Here is a 20,513-nt window from a genome sequence, read left to right on the forward strand (position 1 = left end):
TCCTCGGGCCACCCCATCATCGGCCGACGACGCGCCTGGTCACCGCCTCCACGGGTGGATCTGGGGACCACTTAGGGGGTGACAGGGGTAGGTCACCGGGAGGTCGCTGGGAAGACTTGGGCCGTTACGGCGAGGGACGGATGTGGTGACGACATGCTTCGGAGCGACCTGGTCCAGCCGTTGCCCGATCTGCTGAGGGCCCACGCCGCCCGGCTGGGGGACCGGGTCGCGTTCCGCGACGATCACCGGTCGGTCAGCTACGCCGCGCTCGCCGAGCGGACCCGCCGGCTGGCCGGTCACCTGGCCGCGACCGGGGTGGCCCGTGGCGACCGGGTCGCCTTCTGCCTGGGCAACCGGGTGGAGACCGTGGAGACGTGGCTGGCCGTCACCCGGGCGGCGGCGGTCGGCGTACCGGTGAACCCGCGCAGCACGGACGCCGAGCTGGCCCACCTGCTGGACGACTCCGGCGCGGTGCTGGTGGTCACCGACGCGCAGCACCTCGACCAGCTGCTGCGGCTGCGCCGGGACCGCCCCGACCTGCGGGTGTGGGTCACCGGCACCGGCCCGTTCCCGGCGGGCGTCGCCGCCTGGTCGGAGCTGGTCGACGCCGAGCCGACCGTGGACGCCCGCGACGACCTCGGCCTCGACGAGGTCGCCTGGATGCTCTACACCTCGGGCACCACCGGCCGGCCCAAGGGTGTGCTCTCCACCCAGCGCACCTGCCTGTGGTCCGTCGCCTCCTGCTACGTGCCGATCCCCGGCCTCACCTCTGACGACCGGGTGGTCTGGCCGCTGCCGCTGTTCCACAGCCTCTCCCACATCGGCTGCGTGCTCAGCGTGACCGCGGTCGGCGCGACCGCCCGGCTCGTCGACGGGTTCTCCGCCGAGGACGTCCTGCGCGCGGTCGAGCAGGACGACGCCACGGTGCTCGCCGGGGTGCCGGCCATGTACCACCACCTGGTCGCCGCCGCCCGGGACACCGGCTTCCGCGCTCCCGCGCTGCGGATCTGCCTGGTTGGTGGCGCGATCACCACCGGGCCGCTGCGCCGGGCCTTCGAGGAGGTCTTCGACGCGCCGTTGCTCGACGCGTACGGCAGCACGGAGACCTGCGGCTCGATCGCCGTCACCCGTCCCGACGAGCCCCGGGTCGAAGGATCCTGCGGCCGTCCGGTGCCCGGTGTCGACGTTCGTCTGGTCGATCCGGAGACCGGCCGGGACGTCCCCGCCGGGGTGGAGGGCGAGGTGTGGGTACGCGGACCGAGCGTCATGCTCGGCTACCACGGCCGGCCCGCCGACACCGATGCGGTGCTGCGCGACGGCTGGTACCGCACCGGTGACCTGGCCCGCCGCGACGACGCCGGCAACCTCTTCGTCACTGGACGGCACCGGGAGCTGATCATCCGGGGCGGCGAGAAGATCCACCCGGCTGAGGTGGAGGAGGCGCTGCGTACCGTCCCCGGCGTCGCCGACGTGGCGGTCACCGGCCGTCCGCACGAGGTGCTCGGCGAGGTGCCGGTGGCGTACGTCGTCGCCGGGCCGGAGGGTTTCGCGCCCCGGGCCGCCCTGGCCGCCTGCCGGGAACGGCTGGCCTACCACAAGGTCCCGCAGGAGCTGTACGAGATCACCGCTGTGCCGCGCACCGCGTCCGGAAAGGTCACCCGTCGGCTGCTGCCCGACCAGCCGGCCCGGCTGCGCGCGGTCAACGGCAGCCACCACGACGAGCTGGTCCGGTTCGGCTGGGCGTCCCTGGACCTGGCCGGCGTACCGGCGCCGGACCAGCCCTGGGCGGTCGTCGGCACCGATAACGCGGTGCGCGCGGCGGACCCGGACCGCTTCCGGTTCCACCCCGACCTGGCCGCCCTGCGCGACAGCGGGCAGGTACCGGACGTGGTGGTCCTGCCAGCCGGGTCGGCGGACGCGGACCCGGTGGCGCTCGACGGCTGGCTCGCCGACGACCGGTTCGCCGGTACCCGGCTGGTGCTGCTGACCACCGGGGCGGTGGACGCCTCGACCCCGGACCGGGCCGACGATCCCGACCTCGACCCGTCGGCCGTCGCGGCCTGGGCGGTGGGCCGGGCTCTCCAGGCTGCCCACCCGGACCGGATCGTGCTGGTCGACCGGGACGCCGACGCGGATCCGTACGCGCTGCTGCCGGCCGTGGTGGCCACCGGTGCCGCCCAGGTCGCCCTGCGGGCCGGTGCGGCCCGCCACGCGCATCTCGGACCCGTGCCCGTCCCGACCGTGGAGCGTGCGGCCACGATCGGCGACCCGGTCGTGCTGGCCGGCGCGGACACCCCGCTCGGGGCGGCGCTGGCCTGGCACCTGGTCTCCGCGTACGGCGTCCGGCAGCTGCGCCTGCTCGCCACCGGACCGGCGGACGCCCCCGCCCTGGTCGCCCTGGCGACGGAGCTGACCGCCGCCGGTGTCGAGGCCACCCCGCTCGCCCCCGGGCCCGCCCCGGACCCGGCCGCGTCGATGGGGGACGAGGAGGTCGGGGCGGCTGTGCTCTGCCTCGACACCGCCACCCTCACCGCCGCCGTCCACGATCTCGACGACCGTCCGGGTCGGCACCGCGCCGACGACGACACCGACGACCACGGCGGGCGGCTGCTCGCCCTCGCCGAAGGGCTGCACCGCCGCACCCGGCACGCCGGCGTCACCGCCTTCACCCTGCTCGTCCCGACCCACCCGCTGCTCGGGGCGGCCGACAACCACCGGGTCGCCGCCGTCGTCGGCGCCCTGCACGCCCTGCTCGCCCGGCGGCGCGCGGCCGGGCTGCCCGCCCGGCTGGTCGGCACCGCCATCGACGGCCCCACCCCGACGGACATCGGTCTCCGCCGGGACCTCGACGCCTTCGACATCGCCCACGACGGTGCCGACCTCGTCCTGCTCGCCCGGCCCGCCGCCGGCCACCCGGCCTGGCGGGAACCCGCCCGGCCGACCGGTGACACCGCCGAGGCAGCCGGGACGCTGCGCCGACGGCTGGCCGTGCTGACCGCCGCCGAGGGCGACCGGCTCCTGCTGGACCTGGTCCGGGCGGCCACCGCCGAGGTCGCCGGCCTGCCCGGCCCGGTCGCGGTCCGTCCCGGTCGGGCCTTCAAGGAGCTCGGGTTCACCTCGGTCGGCGCGGTCGCCCTGCGCGACCGGCTGGCCCGGGAGACCGGGGCCCGGCTCTCCGCCACCGCCGCCTTCGACCACCCGACGCCGGAGGCGCTCGCCCGGCATCTCGCCGCCCGGCTGCGTGGTGCCGCCCGGGTGACGGCGACCGAGGCAACCGGGCCGTCGTCCGCCGACGAGCCGGTGGCGATCGTCGCGATGGCCTGCCGGCTCCCCGGTGGCGTCACCGGGCCCGAGGACCTGTGGGAGCTGCTCGAGCAGGGCCGGGAGGGACTGACCGGCTTCCCCACCGACCGGGGCTGGGACCTCGCCCACCTCTTCTCCGACGACCCCGACCAGCCGGGCACCTCGTACGCGCGGGTCGGTGGGTTCCTCGCCGACGCGGCCGACTTCGACGCCACCCTGTTCGCGATCAGCCCCCGCGAGGCGCTGGCCATGGATCCGCAGCAGCGGCTGCTGCTGGAGAGCTCCTGGGAGCTGTTCGAGCGTGCGGGCATCGACCCGACCGCGTTGCGGGGCAGCGCCACCGGGGTCTTCACCGGCGTCATGCACCACGACTACGCCGCGAACCTGCGCCAGGCGCCACCCGGCGTGGAGGGGTACCTCGGTGTCGGCACCGCCGGCAGCGTCGTCTCCGGCCGCGTCGCGTACGCCCTCGGGCTGGAGGGCCCGGCGGTCACCGTCGACACCGCCTGCTCGTCGTCACTGGTCGCGCTGCACCTCGCCGCGCAGGCGCTGCGCGCCGGGGACTGTTCCCTCGCGGTGGCCGGTGGGGTTGCGGTGATGGGCACCCCGCAGGCGTTCGTCGAGTTCAGCCGCCAGCGCGGCCTCGCCCCGGACGGCCGGTGCAAAGCCTTCGCCGAGGCCGCCGACGGCACCGGCTGGTCCGAGGGCGTCGCCGTCCTGCTGCTGGAACGGCTCTCCGACGCCCGCCGCAACGGGCATCCGGTCCTCGCCGTCGTGCGCGCCACCGCGGTCAACCAGGACGGGGCCTCCAACGGGCTGACCGCGCCCAACGGGCCCGCCCAGGAACGGGTGATCCGGCGGGCGCTGGCCGCCGCCGGCCTGCGTCCGGCCGACGTGGACGCCGTCGAGGCGCACGGCACCGGTACCCGTCTCGGTGACCCGATCGAGGCGCAGGCGCTGCTCGCCACGTACGGGCAGGACCGTCCGGCGGACCGGCCGCTGCTGCTCGGCTCGCTGAAGTCCAACCTCGGGCACACCCAGGCCGCCGCCGGCGCGGCCGGGGTGATGAAGATGGTCCTCGCGATGCGGCACGGCACGCTGCCCCGCACCCTGCACGTGGACGCCCCGACGTCCGAGGTGGACTGGACCGCCGGGGCGGTGGAACTGCTCACCGAGGCCCGTGGATGGCCGGCGGTCGACCGGCCCCGCCGGGCCGGCGTCTCGTCGTTCGGCATCAGCGGCACCAACGCCCACGTCATCGTCGAGGCTCCCGAAGCCGACGCCCCTGCCACCGGGGACGCCGCGCCGCACCCCACCGGGGACGTCGGGTCGCACCCGGCCGGCACCGCCGAGTCGGTGCCCGCCGGGGCCGGGGCGGGTGTCGTCCGGGCCGGCACGGCCGTGCCGTGGCTGCTCTCCGCCGCCAGCCGGGAGGGCCTGCGGGACCAGGCCGCCCGCCTGCTCGGCTGGCTCGACGGCCCCGGGGCGGACGCCGACCCGGGCGACGTCGCGTACGCCCTGGCGACCACCCGGGCCGCGCTGGACCACCGGGCCGTCCTGCTGGTCACCGACCCGGCCGGTGCCCGGACCGGGCTGACCGCGCTCACCCGGGGCGACGCCGACCTGCCCACCGTCGTCACCGGTCGGGCCGGCGACGGGCTGCTCGCCGTGCTCTTCGGTGGTCAGGGCGGCCAGCGTCCCGGCATGGGTGCCGGGCTGCACGCCGCGTACCCCGTCTTCGCCGAGGCGTTCGACGCCGCCTGCGCCGAACTCGATCGTCACCTCGCCGGGGCGGCCCCGCACCCGGTCGCCGACGTCGTCCGCGCCCCCGACGGCGACGAGCGCGCCGCCCTGCTCGACCAGACCCTCTACACCCAGCCGGCGCTGTTCGCCGTCGAGGTGGCGCTGTACCGGCTCGTCGAGTCCTGGGGCGTCCGCCCCGACCTGCTGATCGGCCACTCGGTCGGTGAGCTGGCCGCCGCCCACGTGGCCGGGGTGTTCCCGCTCGCCGACGCGGCCGCGCTGGTCGCCGCGCGGGCCCGGCTGATGCAGCAGCTCCCGGCCGGAGGCGCGATGGTCGCCGTCGAGGCGGCCGAGGCCGAGGTGGCCGCCCACCTCACCGACCGGGTCGGGCTCGCCGCCGTCAACGGCCCCACCAGCGTGGTCCTCTCCGGGGACACCGACGCGGTGCTGGCCGTCGCGGCGACCCTGCGCGCCGCCGGCCGCCGCACCAGCCGGCTGCGGGTCTCGCACGCCTTCCACTCGGCCCGCATGGAGCCGATGCTCGACGCGTTCGGTGAGGTCGCCGCCGGCCTGACCTACCGCACCCCCCGGCTTCCGGTGGTGTCCAATCTGACCGGCGAGCTGGTCGACCCGGCCCGCCTGGGCTCCGCCGACTACTGGGTCGACCACGTCCGGGGCACCGTCCGCTTCCTCGACGGGGTACGCGCCCTGCACCGGCACGGCGTCACCACGTTCCTCGAGGTCGGTCCGGGCGGGGTGCTCACCGCCACGGCGCAGGACTGCCTTGCCGATGCCGGCGACCAGCTGGCGTTCGTCCCCACCCTGCGCACCGGTGAACCGGAGCCGGGCGCGCTGCTCACCGCCGTCGCCCGACTGCACGTGCGCGGCGTCGGGGTGGACCGGGCCGCCGTCACCGGCCCCGGCCCGCGCCGCCGGGTCGACCTGCCCACCTACGCCTTCCAGCGCCGGCACTACTGGCTGCCCGCCGGCGGGCCGGGCTCCGGCCGGCTCGCCGACACCGGGCACCCGCTCCTCGACGGCGTGCTGCCGGTCGCCGGCACCGGCCAGGTCGTCGCCACCGGCCGGATCGTCGCCGGCCAGCCCGGTCCGGCCACCGTCGACGGCACCGCACCGCTGCTGCCCGCCACCGCGTTGCTGGACGTGCTCACCCACCTCGGCGAGCAGTTCGGCGTGCCCACCGTGGCGCGACTGCGCGTTCCCGAGCCGGTCGCGTTCCCGGCCGACCTGACCGTCGACGTGCAGGTCGACGTCACCGGTCCCGACCCCGCCGGCCGCCGGGCCGCCCGCTGCCACGTGCGCACCGCCGGGCAGCCGTGGCGGGAGGTCGCCGAGGCGCAGCTCGCCCCGGCCGAACCGGCCGCCCCGAGCGCCGTCGGGTCGCCGTGGCCGCCCGCCGGGGCCCAGCCGGTGGACCTGACCGTCGACGCGCACCGGGCGCTCGCCGGTGACCTGGCCCGGGCTGCCTGGGTCGCCGGGGACCGGCTCCTCGTCGACGTCCGCCTGCCCGACGACGCCGAGGACCCCGACGCCGAGCGGTACGGGGTGCACCCGCAGGTGCTCGACGCCGCCCTGCGCCTGCTTCCGCTCGCCGGCCTCGCCCCGTACCCCGGCGACGGCCGGCGGACGGTGCCCACCGAGTGGACCGGGGTCCGCCGGCACGCCACCGGCGCGCACGCGCTGCGGGTCGTCCTCGCCCGCGCCGGGGCCGACGCGGTGACCCTGAGCGCTGTCGACGACGCCGGGGCCCCGGTGCTCGACGTGGACCGCGTCGTCCTGCGCGACGTGCCGGTGCCGGCCGCCGACGCACCGGCTTCGACCGCCGACACCGGGCCCGCCGGCCTGTACACGGTCGACTGGCTGCCGGCCGCCACCCCGGCGACGCCGGTGCCCACCTGGACCGTCGCCGACGGCGTGCCGCCGGCCGGGCCGCTGCCCCCGCTGCTCGTGCTCCGCGTCGGCGACGGCGACGGCGGCGCGTCCGTGCCCGACCGGGCCCACGCGGTCGGCCTCGACCTCCTCGGCGTGCTCCGGCGTTGGCTCGACGACCCGCGCGCCGAGGACACCCGGCTCGCCGTGGCCGTCCGCGACGGCGACCCGGTGCACGCGCCGGTCGTCGGGCTGCTCCGGGTCGCCCGCGCCGAACACCCCGGCCGGTTCCTGCTGCTCAGTCTCGACGCCACCGACGACGCCACCGTCCGGGCGGCCCTGGCCGTCGCCGACGAGCCGGAGGTGGCCGTCCGCGACGGCCGCGCCCTGGTGCCCCGGCTGCGCCCCGCCGACCCCGCCTCCGACACCGCAGCACCCGCGCTCACCGGGGGGACGGTGCTGGTCACCGGCGGCACCGGGGGCGTCGGCCGACACGTCGCCACCCACCTCGCCACCGCGCACGGCGTCACCGAACTGGTGCTGCTCAGCCGGACCGGCCGGCCGGCCCCCTGGACGGACACGCTCGCCGAGACCGGCGTCACCGTACGAACCGTCGCCGTCGACGTGGCCGACCGTGCGGCCCTCGAAGCGGTCGTCGCCCCCCTCGCCGACCGGCTCGTCGCCGTGGTGCACGCCGCCGGCGTCACCGACGACGCGCTGCTGACCGACCTCGACCCGGCCCGGTGGGAGAACACCCTGCGGGCCAAGGTGCACGGCGCGTGGCACCTGCACGAGCTGACTGCCGGCCTCGACCTCGCCGCGTTCGTGCTCTTCTCCTCCGCGTCGGCGGTGTTCGGCAGCCCCGGCCAGGGCAACTACGCCGCCGGCAACGCCTTCCTCGACGCGCTCGCCGCGCACCGGCGCGCCCACGGCCTGCCGGGCACCGCGCTGGCCTGGGGGCTCTGGGCCGAGCAGGACGGCATGGCCGGCCGCCTCGGTGCCGCCGACCTGGCCCGCCTCGCCCGGGGCGGCACCCGTCCCCTCGACACGGCCGCCGGGCTCGCGCTGTTCGACGCCGCCCTGGCCGCCGACCGGGCGGCGCTGGTGCCGATCGGACTGGACCTGGCCGCCGTGCGCGCCGCCGGGGAGGTGCCCGCCCTGCTGTGGGCGCTGCTGCCCCCGCCACCCCGCCGGGCGGTCAACGCCGACCCCGCCCCGCGCACCGCCGCCGGGTTCGCCGAACGCCTCGCCGGTCTCGCCGAGCCCGAGCGGGCCGCCCTCCTGCTGGACCTGGTCCGGGCCCGCTGCGCCACCGTCATCGGGCACACCGACCCCACCGCCGTCGAGCCGGACCGCCCGTTCAAGGAACTCGGCTTCGACTCGCTGACGGCGGTCGAGCTGAGCAACCGGCTCTCCGCCGTCACCGGCGTCCGGCTCGCCCCGCACGCGGTGTTCAACCACCCCACCCCGGAACTGCTCGCCGCGCACCTGCACGCCCGGCTGCTCGGCACCGCCGCCACCGAGGTCGCCGACGCCACCACCGTCGCGCTCGACGAGCCGGTGGCGATCGTCGCCATGGCCTGCCGGTTCCCCGGCGGCATCGGCTCCCCCGAGGACCTGTGGCGGCTGCTCGACGCCGGTGACGACGTCATCGGCGACCTGCCCACCGACCGGGGCTGGCCCCTCGCGGACCTGTACGATCCCGCCCCCGGCACACCCGGGCGGACGTATGTGCGCGCAGGTGGCTTCCTCACCGGAATCGCCGACTTCGATGCCGCGTTCTTCGGCATCAGCCCCCGCGAGGCGCTCGCCATGGATCCGCAGCACCGGCTGCTGCTGGAGACCTCCTGGGAGGCCCTGGAACGCGCCGGCATCGACCCGGGCACGCTGCGCGGCAGCCGTACCGGCGTGTTCGCCGGCACCCACGGCCAGGACTACGCCGACCACATCGCCCCCGGGGTGTCCTCCGACGACGGGGAGACCACCGCCGACGAGGGCCACCTGCTCACCGGCACCGCCGGCAGCGTCCTCTCCGGACGGGTGGCGTACGCGCTCGGCCTGGAGGGCCCGGCGGTCACCGTGGACACCGCCTGCTCGGCGTCGCTGGTCGCGCTGCACCTGGCGGTGCAGGCCCTGCGGCAGGGCGACTGCGACCTGGCGCTGGCCGGTGGCGTGTCGGTGATGTCCACCCCGGCCGGCCTCACCGGCTTCAGCCGTCAGCGCGGCCTCGCCGCCGACGGCCGGTGCAAGGCGTTCGCCGAGGAGGCCGACGGGTTCGGCATGTCCGAGGGCGTCGGGATGCTCGTCGTGGAGCGGCTCTCCGACGCCCGGCGGCGTGGCCACCCCGTCCTGGCCCTGGTGCGCGGCACGGCGGTCAACCAGGACGGCGCGTCCAACGGGCTCACCGCCCCGAACGGACCCTCCCAGGAACGGGTCATCCGGGCCGCGCTGGGCGCCGCCGGACTCACCCCGGCCGACGTGGACGTGGTGGAGGCGCACGGCACCGGCACCCCCCTCGGCGACCCGATCGAGGCCGAGGCGATCCTCGCCACGTACGGGCAGCGTCCGGCCGACGCCCCGCCGCTGCTGCTCGGCTCGGTCAAGTCCAACCTCGGGCACACCCAGGCCGCCGCCGGTGTGGCCGGCGTGCTGAAGGTCGTCCTCGCCATGCGGCACGGCCGGCTGCCCCGCACCCTGCACGCCGACCACCGCACCTCCCGCGTCGACTGGGCCGCCGGGGCGGTCGACCTGCTCACCGAGGCCCGCCCCTGGCCCCGCACCGACCGGCCGGTCCGGGCCGGCGTCTCCTCGTTCGGCATCAGCGGCACCAACGCGCACGTCGTCGTCGAGGCGGCCGCCGCGACCGAGACGGCCGCCGAGGCGTCCGTCGCTGCGCCGGCCGGCGAGGCGTCCACGGTCCCGCCGGCCGGCGAGGCGTCCACGGTTTCCCCGGCCGTCGTCACGCCGGCCGACGCCGCCCTGACCGTCGACCCGGCGGGCGACGCGGGGGCCCTGCCGTGGCTGCTGTCGGCGCGTACCCCCGAGGCCCTGGCCGGCCAGGCCCGGCGGCTGCGCGCCCACCTCGCCGACCGCCCCGAGCAGCGTCCCCTCGACGTGGCCTGGTCGCTCGCCACCAGCCGGGCCACCTTCGACACCCGGGCGGTGCTCGTCGGCGTCGACGCGGACCGGATCGCCGCCGCGCTCGACGCGCTCGCCGACGGCCGCTCCGCACCCGACCTGGTGCGCGGTGACGCCGGCCCGGCCCGGCGCTGCGTGTTCGTCTTTCCCGGGCAGGGCTCCCAGTGGGACGGCATGGCCCTGGACCTGCTCGACCAGGCCCCCGTCTTCGCCGAACGGATTGCCGCCTGCGACGCGGCGCTCCGGCCCCACCTGGACTGGTCCCTGCTGGACGTGCTGCGGCGGGTCCCCGGCGCGCCCGGCCTGGAGCGGGTCGACGTGGTGCAGCCCGTCCTCTTCGCGATGATGGTGTCCTTGGCCGAGCTATGGCGCTCGTACGGCGTCCAGCCCGCCGCCGTGGTCGGCCACTCGCAGGGCGAGATCGCCGCCGCCTGCGTCGCCGGGGTGCTCTCCCTACCGGACGCCGCCCGGGTGGTGGCGCTGCGCAGCCGCGCGATCCGCTCGCTGGCCGGGCAGGGGGCGATGGCCTCCGTGGCGCTCCCCGCCGACGTGGTCCGCGACCGGATCGCCCGCTTCGGCGACCGGATCGCCGTGGCCGCCGTCAACGGCCCGTCCGCCGTGGTGGTCTCCGGGGAGGAGGCCGCCGTCGAGGAGATCCTCGCCGAACTCGCCGCCGAGCAGGCCCGGGTCCGCCGGATCGCGGTCGACTACGCCTCGCACTCCGCCCAGGTGGAGCGGATCCGCGACGAGCTGGCCGAAGCGCTGGCCGGCATCATGCCCGGCCCGGCCGCCGTGCCGCTGTTCTCCACCACGGACCTGCGCTGGCTCGACGGCCCCGAGATGGGCCCCGACTACTGGTACCGCAACCTGCGCCAGCCGGTCGAGCTGGAGGGCGCGGTCCGCGCGCTGGCCGCCGAGGGCCACCACACGTACGTCGAGTGCAGCCCGCACCCGGTGCTCACCGTCGGCATCGAACAGACCCTGGTCGACGACCACGAGGCGGTGACCGTCGGGTCGGTGCAGCGTGACCAGGGCGGCCTGGGTCGCTTCCTGCTCTCCCTCGCCCAGTTGCACGTGCGCGGCGTTCCGGTCGACTGGCGTCCCGCCCTGGCCGGCGGGCGACGGGTCGACCTGCCCACGTACGCCTTCGCCCACCGCCGCTACTGGCCCCGGCCCGTCACCGGCCGCGGCGACGTCGGCGCGGCCGGCCTGGCCGCCGCCGACCACCCGTTGCTGGGGGCGTCCGTGCCGCTGGCCGAGGCGCGCGGCCACCTGTTCACCGGCCGGCTCAGCGTCGCCGACCAGCCGTGGCTGGCCGACCACACGGTCGCCGGGACCGTGCTGGTGCCCGGCACCGGTCTGGTCGAGCTGTGCCTGCGCGCCGGGGACGAGGTCGGCTGCCCCGTCCTCGACGAGCTGGTCATCGAGGCCCCGCTGGCCCTCGCGCCCGACGGGGCGACCCAGGTGCAGGTGGCCGTCGGCCCGCCCGGCGAGGACGGCCGTCGCCCGGTGACCCTGCACTCCCGGCCCGCCGACGGTCCGGCCGGGGCACCGTGGACCCGGCACGCCACCGCCACCCTCGCCGCGACCGCCACCGCGCCGCCGGAGGTCACCGCCGGGCCCCCGCGCGACGCGCGCCCCGTCGACCTGACCGACTTCTACTCCAGCCTGGCCGACGACGGGTACGCGTACGGAGCGGCGTTCCAGGGCCTGCGGGCGGTGTGGACCACCGGTGACGAGGTCCACGCCGAGGTGGAGCTGCCGGCCGGGCCGCGCGCCGACGCCGACCGGTACAACCTGCACCCCGCGCTGCTCGACGCCGCGCTGCACGCCGCGCACTTCGGCGGCCTCGCCGACGCCGGAGCCGATCGGATGCTGCTGCCGTTCGCCTGGAACGGCGTCGTCCTGCACGCCGCCGGGGCCGGCGCGCTGCGGGTCCGGCTGCGCCGGGTCGCCCCGCACGCCTTCAGCCTGACCGCCGTCGACGCGGCCGGCGAGCCGGTGGCCGAGGTCGCCTCGCTGGCCATGCGGCCCATCTCCCGCGCCGAGCTGGGCGCGCGCGACGCCGCCGTCGACGACGCCCTGTTCCGGCTCGACTGGCAGCCCCTCGCCGTGCCCGAACCCGTTTCCCCGACCCGGGTGGTGGCGCTCGGCCGGCCCGTCGGCGGCTTCGAGCACCACGCCGACCCGGCCGCGCTCGCCCGGGCCGTCGACGCCGGGACATCCGCCCCCGACGCCGTCCTCGCCGCCCCGGGCTGGTCCGGGACGATCCCGACGGGCCCCGCCCCGGGCTGGGACGAACCGCACCCGACCGACCCCGCGCCGGACGCCGACCGGGCTCGACTCGTCGCGGCCGAGGCCCTCGCGTTGGTGCAGGGCTGGCTCGCCGACGCCCGTTGGGCGGGCACCCCGCTGGTCCTGCTCACCCGGGGCGCGGTCGGCGTGCACGGTCCCGCCGAGGTCGACGATCCGGCCGCGGCCACCGCCTGGGGGCTGGTCCGCTCCGCCCAGTCCGAGCACCCCGACCGGTTCGTCCTGCTCGACACCGACGTCACCCCGGACGCCGTCGCCGTCGCCGTCGCCCTCGCCACCGGCGAACCACAGGTGGCCTGGCGGGACGGTACCCCGTACGTACCGCGCCTGGCCCGCCGCGCCGACGCGGCCACCCTCACCCCGCCGGCCACGCCGGCGTGGCGGCTCGACGTGCCGACCCGGGGCAGCCTGGAAGGCCTGACGCTGATCCCCACCGACGCGGCCGACACCCCGCTCGGCCCGTGGGAGGTCCGCGTCCGGGTCCGCGCCGCCGGACTGAACTTCCGGGACGTGCTCAACGCGCTCGGCCTCTACCCCGGCGACCCCGGCCCGCCCGGCGGCGAGGCGGCCGGCGTGGTCACCGAGGTCGGCGACGCCGTGGCCGACCTGCGCCCCGGCGACCGGGTGCTCGGCGTCTTCCTCGGCTGCTTCGGACCGGTCGCGGTCACCGACCGCCGGCTGCTGGCCCCGATGCCCGACGACTGGACCTTCGCCCAGGCCGCCTCCGTGCCGGTGGTCTTCCTCACCGCCTACCGGGGCCTGGTCGACCTGGCCGGGCTGCGGGCCGGCGAGTCCGTGCTGGTGCACGCCGCCGCCGGTGGCGTGGGCATGGCCGCCGTCCAGCTCGCCCGGCACCTCGGCGCGGACGTCTACGCCACCGCCAGCCCCGGCAAGTGGCCGGCGCTGCGGGCCATGGGCATCGGCGAGGACCACCTCGCCTCGTCCCGCACCCTCGACTTCGAGACGCGGTTCCTCGCCGCCACCGGTGGACGTGGCGTCGACGTGGTGCTCGACTCGCTGGCTCGCGAGTTCGTCGACGCGTCGCTGCGGCTGCTGCCGCGCGGCGGGCGGTTCCTGGAGATGGGCAAGACCGACCTGCGCGACCCCGACCGAATCGCCGTCGACCACCCCGGCGTCGCCTACCAGGCGTACGACCTGACCACGGTGGAGCCCGACGAGATCCAGCGGATGCTGGTCACGTTGATGGACCTCTTCGCCGACGGCACCCTCCAGCCGCTGCCGGTGCGCGCCTGGGACGTCCGCCAGGCCCCCGACGCCTTCCGGTACGTCAGCCAGGCCCGGCACGTCGGCAAGGTGGTGCTCACCATGCCCGCCGGGTGGGACCCGGACGGCACCGTGCTGCTCACCGGCGGCACCGGCCTGCTCGGCGGGCTCGTCGCCCGCCGCCTGGTCACCGGGCACGGCGTACGGCACCTGCTGCTGGCCAGCCGCAGTGGCCCGGACGCCGCCGGCGTGGCGGACCTGACCGCCGAACTGACCGCCCTCGGTGCCACGGTCAGCGTGGTCGCCGCCGACGTGGCCGACCGGGCCGACGTGGCCCGGCTCGTCGCCGGGGTGCCCGACGCGCACCCGCTCACCGCCGTGGTGCACGCCGCCGGGGTGCTCGACGACGGGGTGGTCACCGCGCTCACCCCGGAGCGGATCGACACCGTCTTCCGGCCCAAGGTGGACGCCGCCCGCCACCTCGACGAGGCGACCCGGCACCTCGACCTCGCCGGGTTCGTGCTCTTCTCCTCCGGCGCGGGCGTGTTCGGCGTCCCCGGCCAGGGCAACTACGCCGCCGCCAACGCGTACCTGGACGCGCTGGCCCGGCGGCGGCGCGGGACCGGCCTGCCGGCCCAGTCGTACGCCTGGGGGCTGTGGGAGCAGGCCAGCGCGATGACCGGCGCGCTGGACCGCACCGACCCCCGGATCACCGCCCGCGACGGTCAGCTCGCCATCCCCACCGACCTCGGCATGGCCCTGTTCGACGCCGGGCTGGCCGCCGCCGAGGAGCACCTGGTGCCCACCCGGGTCGACGTGTCCGCCCTCGCCGGGCGGGCCGTGGTGCCGGCGCTGATGCGCGGCCTGGTGCGTCGGGAACGACCCCGCGCCCGCGCCACGGCGACCACCGGCGGCCAGGACCTCGCCGGTCGGCTGCGCGCGCTCACCGCGACCGAGCAGTCCGCGTTCCTGCTGGACCTGGTCCGCGCCGAGGCGGCCACCGTGCTCGGTCACGGCAGCCCCGACGCGATCCGGCCGGAACAGGCGTTCAACGAGATCGGTTTCGACTCGCTGACCGCCGTCGAGCTGCGCAACCGGCTGACCGAGGCGACCGGCGAACGGCTGCCGGCCACGGTGATCTTCGACTACCCGGATCCGACCGCGCTCGCCGCGTACCTGCGCTCCCGGCTCGTCCCCGACGGCGGCGAGGCCACCCCGGCGATCCTCGCCGAGCTGGAGAACCTGGAACGCACCCTCGCCGAGACGACCGTCGAGGCGGACCTGCACACCCAGGTCACGGCCCGGCTGGAGGTGCTGGTCGCCAAGTGGCGGACCATGCGCGGCGCCTCCACCACCGACGACGACCTGGACCTCGACCAGGCCAGCGACGACGAGATCTTCAGCCTGATCGACACGGAACTCGGGCTGTAGATGGCCGGCCCGATGCGGACCACGAGGAAACGGTGATGACGGACGTACTGATCGTGGGCTACGGCCCGGTGGGTCAGGTGGCGGCGATCCTGCTCGCCCAGCGCGGACTCACCGTGCGGGTGGTGGAGAAGTGGCAGACCCCGTACAACATGCCCCGCGCGGTCTCCTACGACGGGGAGGCCAGTCGCGTCCTCGCCGCCTGCGGCCTCGGTGACCGCCTCGACGACGTCACCGAGCTGTCCGGTGAGTACACCTGGAAGAACGGCTTCGGCCGGACCCTGCTGCACGTCAAGGTCGCCGACGACGGCCCCGCCGGCTGGCCCGACTCGATCTCCTTCTACCAGCCCGGCTTGGAGGACCGCCTCGCCGAGCGGGGCCGCGCCCTGCCCGGCGTCGAGGTGCACCGAGGGCTGGAGGTCACCGGGCTCACCGACCACGGCGACCGGGTGGAGGCGACCGCCGTCGACGGCGACGGCACCGAGCACGCCTTCACCGCCTCCTGGGTGCTCGGCTGCGACGGGGCGAACAGCTTCGTCCGCCGCTGGCTCGGCGCGACCGTCACCGACCTGGGCTTCAGCTACGACTGGCTGGTCTGCGACGTGGTGCTCAACGAGCCGCACGAGTTCAAGCCGAACAACCTCCAGATCTGCGACCCGGCCCGGCCCCGCACCGCCGTCTCCGCCGGCCCCGACCACCGCCGGTGGGAGTTCATGCGGGTGCCGGGGGAGACCCTGGAGGAGTTCCGCAGCGAGGCCAGTGCCTGGCGGCTACTGGGCCTGTTCGACATCACCCCGGACACCGCCCGGCTGGACCGCTACGGCGTCTACACCACCCAGGCCTGCTACGCCGACACCTGGCGCTCCGGGCGGGTGTTCCTGGCCGGCGACGCCGCCCACGTGATGCCCCCGTTCCTCGGGCAGGGCATGAGTTCCGGGTTCCGGGACGTGGTCAACCTCGCCTGGAAGCTGGACCTGGTGCACCGGGGCGTCGCCGACGAGGCGCTCCTGGACACCTACGAGACGGAGCGGCGGGCCCACGTGCAGCACGCCATCCGGATGTCCATCGACTCCGGCACGGTGATCTGCGAGACCGACCAGAAGAAGGCCGCCGGTCGGGACGCGGTCATGCTGGCCGCGCTGCGCCGGCGTACCCAGCAGCGGCACGCCCGCTCGCTGCGCGAGGCGATCGTCGACGGCGTGCTGCACCGCACCCCGGACGGCACGCCGGCACCCCGCGCCGGGGACCCCGCCCCCCAGGGCCGGGTGACCGCCGCCGGACGGACCGGCCGCTTCGACGAGGTGGTCGGCACCGGCTTCGTCCTGATCACCCGAGGCCCGGCCACGCTCGACGCGGACGCCACCGCGTTCCTCGACACCCTCGGTGCCCACCGGGTCACCGTGCGTCCCGACGACTCCGCTGCCGTCCCGGCTCCCGGCGACGCCACCGCGCCGACCGACGTCGTCGACCTCGACGGCGTCCACCTGGCCTGGCTGGCCGACGCGAACGCCGACGCCGTGCTGGTCCGACCCGACTTCTACGTCTTCGGCGTGGCGGCCGGACCGGACGGCCCGGCCGCCCTCGTGGACGACCTGCGCCGGCAGGTCGTCGCCCGGGCCCTGCACCGCTGACCGCTCCCTGCTGCTGAAGGAACCGACATGTTGGAGAACCTCCGCACCCTCGGCCGGGTGATCCGCACCCTGGCCACCAAGGACCCGGTGACCCGGGTCCGCCGCTTCTACGAGATCCAGTCCCCGGACGTGGAGTTCGCCGCCCGCACCAGCCGGTACATGAACGTCGGCTACTGGGAGGAGGGCGTGACCAGCCTCGACGTGGCCGGCGAGGCGCTGGCCACGAAACTCGCCGACGCCGCCGGATTCAAGCCCGACGACACCGTGCTCGACGTCGGCTTCGGCTACGGCGACCAGGACTTCGCCTGGCTGCGCGACCGCCGGGTGGCCAAGGTGCACGGCATCAACGTCACCCCCCGGCACGTCGAGCACGCGCGCGAGCGCGCCGGCCGCGAGGGCCTGGCCGAGCAGGCCGAGTTCCAGCTCGGCACCGCCACCGAGCTGCCCTTCCCGGACAACACCTTCGACCGGGTCGTCGCGCTGGAGTCGGCCTTCCACTTCCACCCGCGCAGCGCCTTCTTCGCCGAGGCGTTCCGGGTGCTCAAGCCCGGCGGCACCCTGGCCACCGCCGACATCATCCCGCTGAGCAACGAGACCCCCCGGATGTCCATCAGCTCCGGCCCGCTCAGCTTCGTCAAGTTCAGCATCCCCGACGAGAACTGGCACGACCGGACCGTCTACGCCGGGCAGCTCACCTCGGCCGGGTTCGTCAACGCCGAGGTGCAGTCGATCCAGGAGCGCACCTGGGAGGGCTGGCGGCGGTTCCAGGCCGCCCGACCCAGCGACCCGGCGTTCCAGGCCGCCGCCGAGCGCAGCGCGGTCAAGGGGATGGCCAACCACTGGCGCGACGAGAACCTGATCAAGAAGGAGATCGCCCTGCTCGACTACGTCATCGCCGTCGCGCACAAGCCGTGACACGACGCGGCCCTCACCATCCGGACGAACCCGGCGGGTGAGGGCCGCGACGTGCGTCGGGCCGGCGCGGTCAGCCGACCGCCGCCCGGGTCAGCGCCGCCGAGAGGGTACGCAGGATCGCCGGCTGGTGCTGGGCCAGGAAGAAGTGCCCGCCGGGGAAGACGTGCATGTCGAACGGCCCAGTGGTGTGCTCCTGCCACGCCCGGGCCTCGTCGACGGTGGTCTTCGGGTCGTCGTCACCGGTGAACACCGTCACCGGGCAGCTCAGCTTCGGCCCCGGCGTGTACTCGTACGTCTCCGCCGCCCGGTAGTCGTTGCGGATGGCCGGCAGCGCGGCCCGCAGCATGTCCGGGTCGCCGAGCACCGCGGAGTTCGTGCCGCTCAGCTTCTTCACGTCGGCGAGCAGGCCCTCGTCGTCGAGCAGGTGCACCGTCTCGTCCCGGCGGCACGACGGCGCCCGCCGCCCGGACGGGAACAGGTGCGCGGCCGGCGCGCCGGTCTCCGCCTCCATCAGCCGCGCCACCTCGAAGCCGAGGGTCGCGCCCATGCTGTGCCCGAAGATCGCCAGCGGCTGGTCCAGCCAGGGCCGCAGCACCCGGAAGACCTGGCGGGCCAGCTCCGGGATGCTGTCGACGCACGGCTCGTGGCGGCGGTCCTGCCGGCCCGGGTACTGGATGCTGAGGACCTCCACGGCCGGCGACAGCGCCCGGGAGACCGGGAAGTAGAAGCTCGCGGACCCGCCGGCGTGCGGCAGGCACACCAGCCGGGGCGCACCGGCCGGGGCCGGGTGGAACCGGCGTACCCACAGGCCGTTGTCGTGGTCGGTCATCGTCACGCGGTCCTTCCCAACGATGGGGCCCGGACCCCCGGGCACCCGGCCATTCCACCGGACGCTAACCGCGTCGCCGGAGGCGGGCCACCCCTAGCGGACGGGTCATGACGGTTAGGGGTTGTCGCAGCTCATACGACGCCATAACTTCCCCGCAGAGGGGACCCGTGGCTCTCGGGTGACGTGTACTCAAGGACGTGGAACCGAACTGGCCTGAGAATTCGCGCATTCGCACCGCCGACCGCGTCAGGTCTCCGCCGGCCACTGCGATGGGTCAGGTTGATGGACACCGAAGAGAAGCTCCGGGAGTATCTGAAGCGGGTCACCACCGACCTGAGGCGGACCCGGCAACGGCTCCGCGACGTGGAGGACGAGGCCCGGCAGCCGATCGCCATCGTCGGGATGGCGTGCCGGTTCCCCGGCGGCGTCACCACGCCGGAGGCGCTGTGGGACCTCGTCGCCGCGTCCGGCGACGCCGTCGGCGACTTCCCCGCCGACCGCGGCTGGGACCTCGACGAGCTCTACGACCCGACCGGGGAACGTCCCGGCACCTCCTCCGTCCGGGAGGGCGGCTTCGTCCACGACGCGGGCCACTTCGACCCCCGGTTCTTCGGCATCAGCCCGCGTGAGGCCCAGGCCATGGACCCCCAGCAGCGGCTGCTACTGGAGGTCTCCTGGGAGGCCTTCGAGTCCGCCAGGATCGATCCGACCGCGTGGAAGGGCGACCGGGTCGGCGTCTTCGCCGGCCTCACCCACGGCGACTACGCAGCCGGTGCCACCGATGTGCCCGACGGCGTCGTCGACTACCTCGGCCTCGGCAACGCCGGCAGCATCAGCTCCGGCCGGGTCGCCTACACCTTCGGCTTCGAGGGCCCGGCGGTCACCGTCGACACCGCGTGCTCGTCGTCGCTGGTGGCCCTGCACCTGGCCGTGCAGTCGCTGCGCTCGGGCGAATCGGACCTGGCGCTGGCCGGCGGCGTCACCGTCATGCCGACCCCGGCGGTCTTCGTCGACTTCACCCGGCAGGGCAACCTCTCCGCGTCCGCCCGGTGCCGGGCCTTCGCCGACGCCGCCGACGGCACCTCCCTCGCCGAGGGCGTCGGCATGCTCCTCGTCGAACGCCTCGCCGACGCCCAGCGGCTCGGCCACCGGGTCCTCGCCGTGGTGCGGGGCACCGCCGTCAACCAGGACGGTGCGTCGAACGGGTTGACCGCGCCGAACGGCCCGTCGCAGCAGCGGGTGATCCGCCAGGCGTTGACGAGTGCTCGTCTCACCACTGCCGACGTGGACGTGGTGGAGGCGCACGGCACGGGTACGACGTTGGGTGATCCGATCGAGGCGCAGGCGCTGCTCGCCACCTACGGGCAGGACCGGCCGGACGACCGTCCGCTGCTGTTGGGGTCGGTCAAGTCGAACATCGGGCACACCCAGGCCGCCGCCGGCGTGGCGGGTGTGATCAAGATGGTCGAGGCGATGCGGCACGGCCTTGTGCCGGCGACTCTGCACGTGGACGCGCCGTCGTCGAAGGTGGACTGGTCGGCGGGTGCGGTGGAGTTGGTGACGCAGGCGCGGTCGTGGCCGGTGGTGGATCGGCCGCGTCGGGCGGCGGTGTCGTCGTTCGGCATCTCCGGCACCAACGCGCACGTCATCGTCGAGCAGGCCGACCCGGTTCCGGCCGGAGCGGAGGGCGACGCGTCGGGCGGGCTCGTCGACCGCCCGGACACGCAGGCGGCGCTCGGCCGCCACCTCCCGATGGTGCCGTGGCTGGTGTCGGGGCGCTCGCCGGAGGCCCTGGCAGGGCAGGCCGAGCGGCTGGCCGGGTTCGTCCGGGGACAGGCCGGGGCGTCGGCCGTCGACGTGGGTTGGTCACTGGCTGCCACCCGGGCGGCGTTGGAGCACCGGGCGGTCGTGCTGGGGACGTCCGGTGACGACCTGTCGGCCGGCTTGGAGGCGCTCGCCAGTGGTGTCGAGCGGACCGGCACGATCGTGGTCGGACAGGCCGTACCCGGTCGTCGGGCGTTGGTGTTCACGGGTCAGGGTGCGCAGCGGCCGGGTATGGGTCGGGGGTTGTACGGGGCGTTTCCGGTGTTCGCGGAGGCGTT

At 76.1% G+C, this 20,513-nt stretch carries 5 protein-coding genes; 4 read left to right on the forward strand and 1 reads right to left on the reverse strand.

Features of this window, described 5'->3' with window-relative positions:
- The first annotated feature begins 153 nt into the window (after positions 1-153).
- The 3 genes from ACIBJE_RS18160 to ACIBJE_RS18170 are packed head-to-tail and all read left to right on the forward strand — an operon-like array spanning position 154 to position 17,582.
- A complete protein-coding gene (locus ACIBJE_RS18160) occupies positions 154-15,039 on the forward strand; it encodes an SDR family NAD(P)-dependent oxidoreductase (RefSeq protein ID WP_396749671.1) in 14,886 nt (4,961 codons plus the stop codon).
- 35 nt (positions 15,040-15,074) lie between these two features.
- Positions 15,075-16,667 carry a bifunctional 3-(3-hydroxy-phenyl)propionate/3-hydroxycinnamic acid hydroxylase gene (locus tag ACIBJE_RS18165; RefSeq protein ID WP_396749674.1) on the forward strand — a complete coding sequence of 531 codons (1,593 nt, stop codon included), beginning with the start codon at positions 15,075-15,077 and terminating at the stop codon, positions 16,665-16,667.
- Positions 16,668-16,694: 27 nt separating this feature from the next.
- Positions 16,695-17,582: an SAM-dependent methyltransferase gene (locus tag ACIBJE_RS18170; protein WP_396749676.1), complete on the forward strand. Its 888-nt coding sequence runs from the start codon at positions 16,695-16,697 to the stop codon at positions 17,580-17,582.
- Between the two features lie 70 nt (positions 17,583-17,652).
- Here the strand turns inward: ACIBJE_RS18170 and ACIBJE_RS18175 are convergent, their stop codons facing one another.
- Entirely contained in the window at positions 17,653-18,411 is a 759-nt protein-coding gene (locus tag ACIBJE_RS18175) for a thioesterase II family protein (RefSeq protein ID WP_396749678.1), read from the reverse strand.
- A gap of 279 nt (positions 18,412-18,690) precedes the next feature.
- On the opposite strand from ACIBJE_RS18175, the gene ACIBJE_RS18180 reads away from it, so the two are divergent.
- Positions 18,691-20,513 (forward strand): type I polyketide synthase (locus tag ACIBJE_RS18180; RefSeq protein WP_396749681.1); only part of this gene is annotated, 1,823 nt, incomplete at its 3' end.

Source organism: Micromonospora sp. NPDC050187 (genome assembly GCF_044459745.1).
In the GTDB taxonomy this organism is placed as follows: domain Bacteria; phylum Actinomycetota; class Actinomycetes; order Mycobacteriales; family Micromonosporaceae; genus Micromonospora.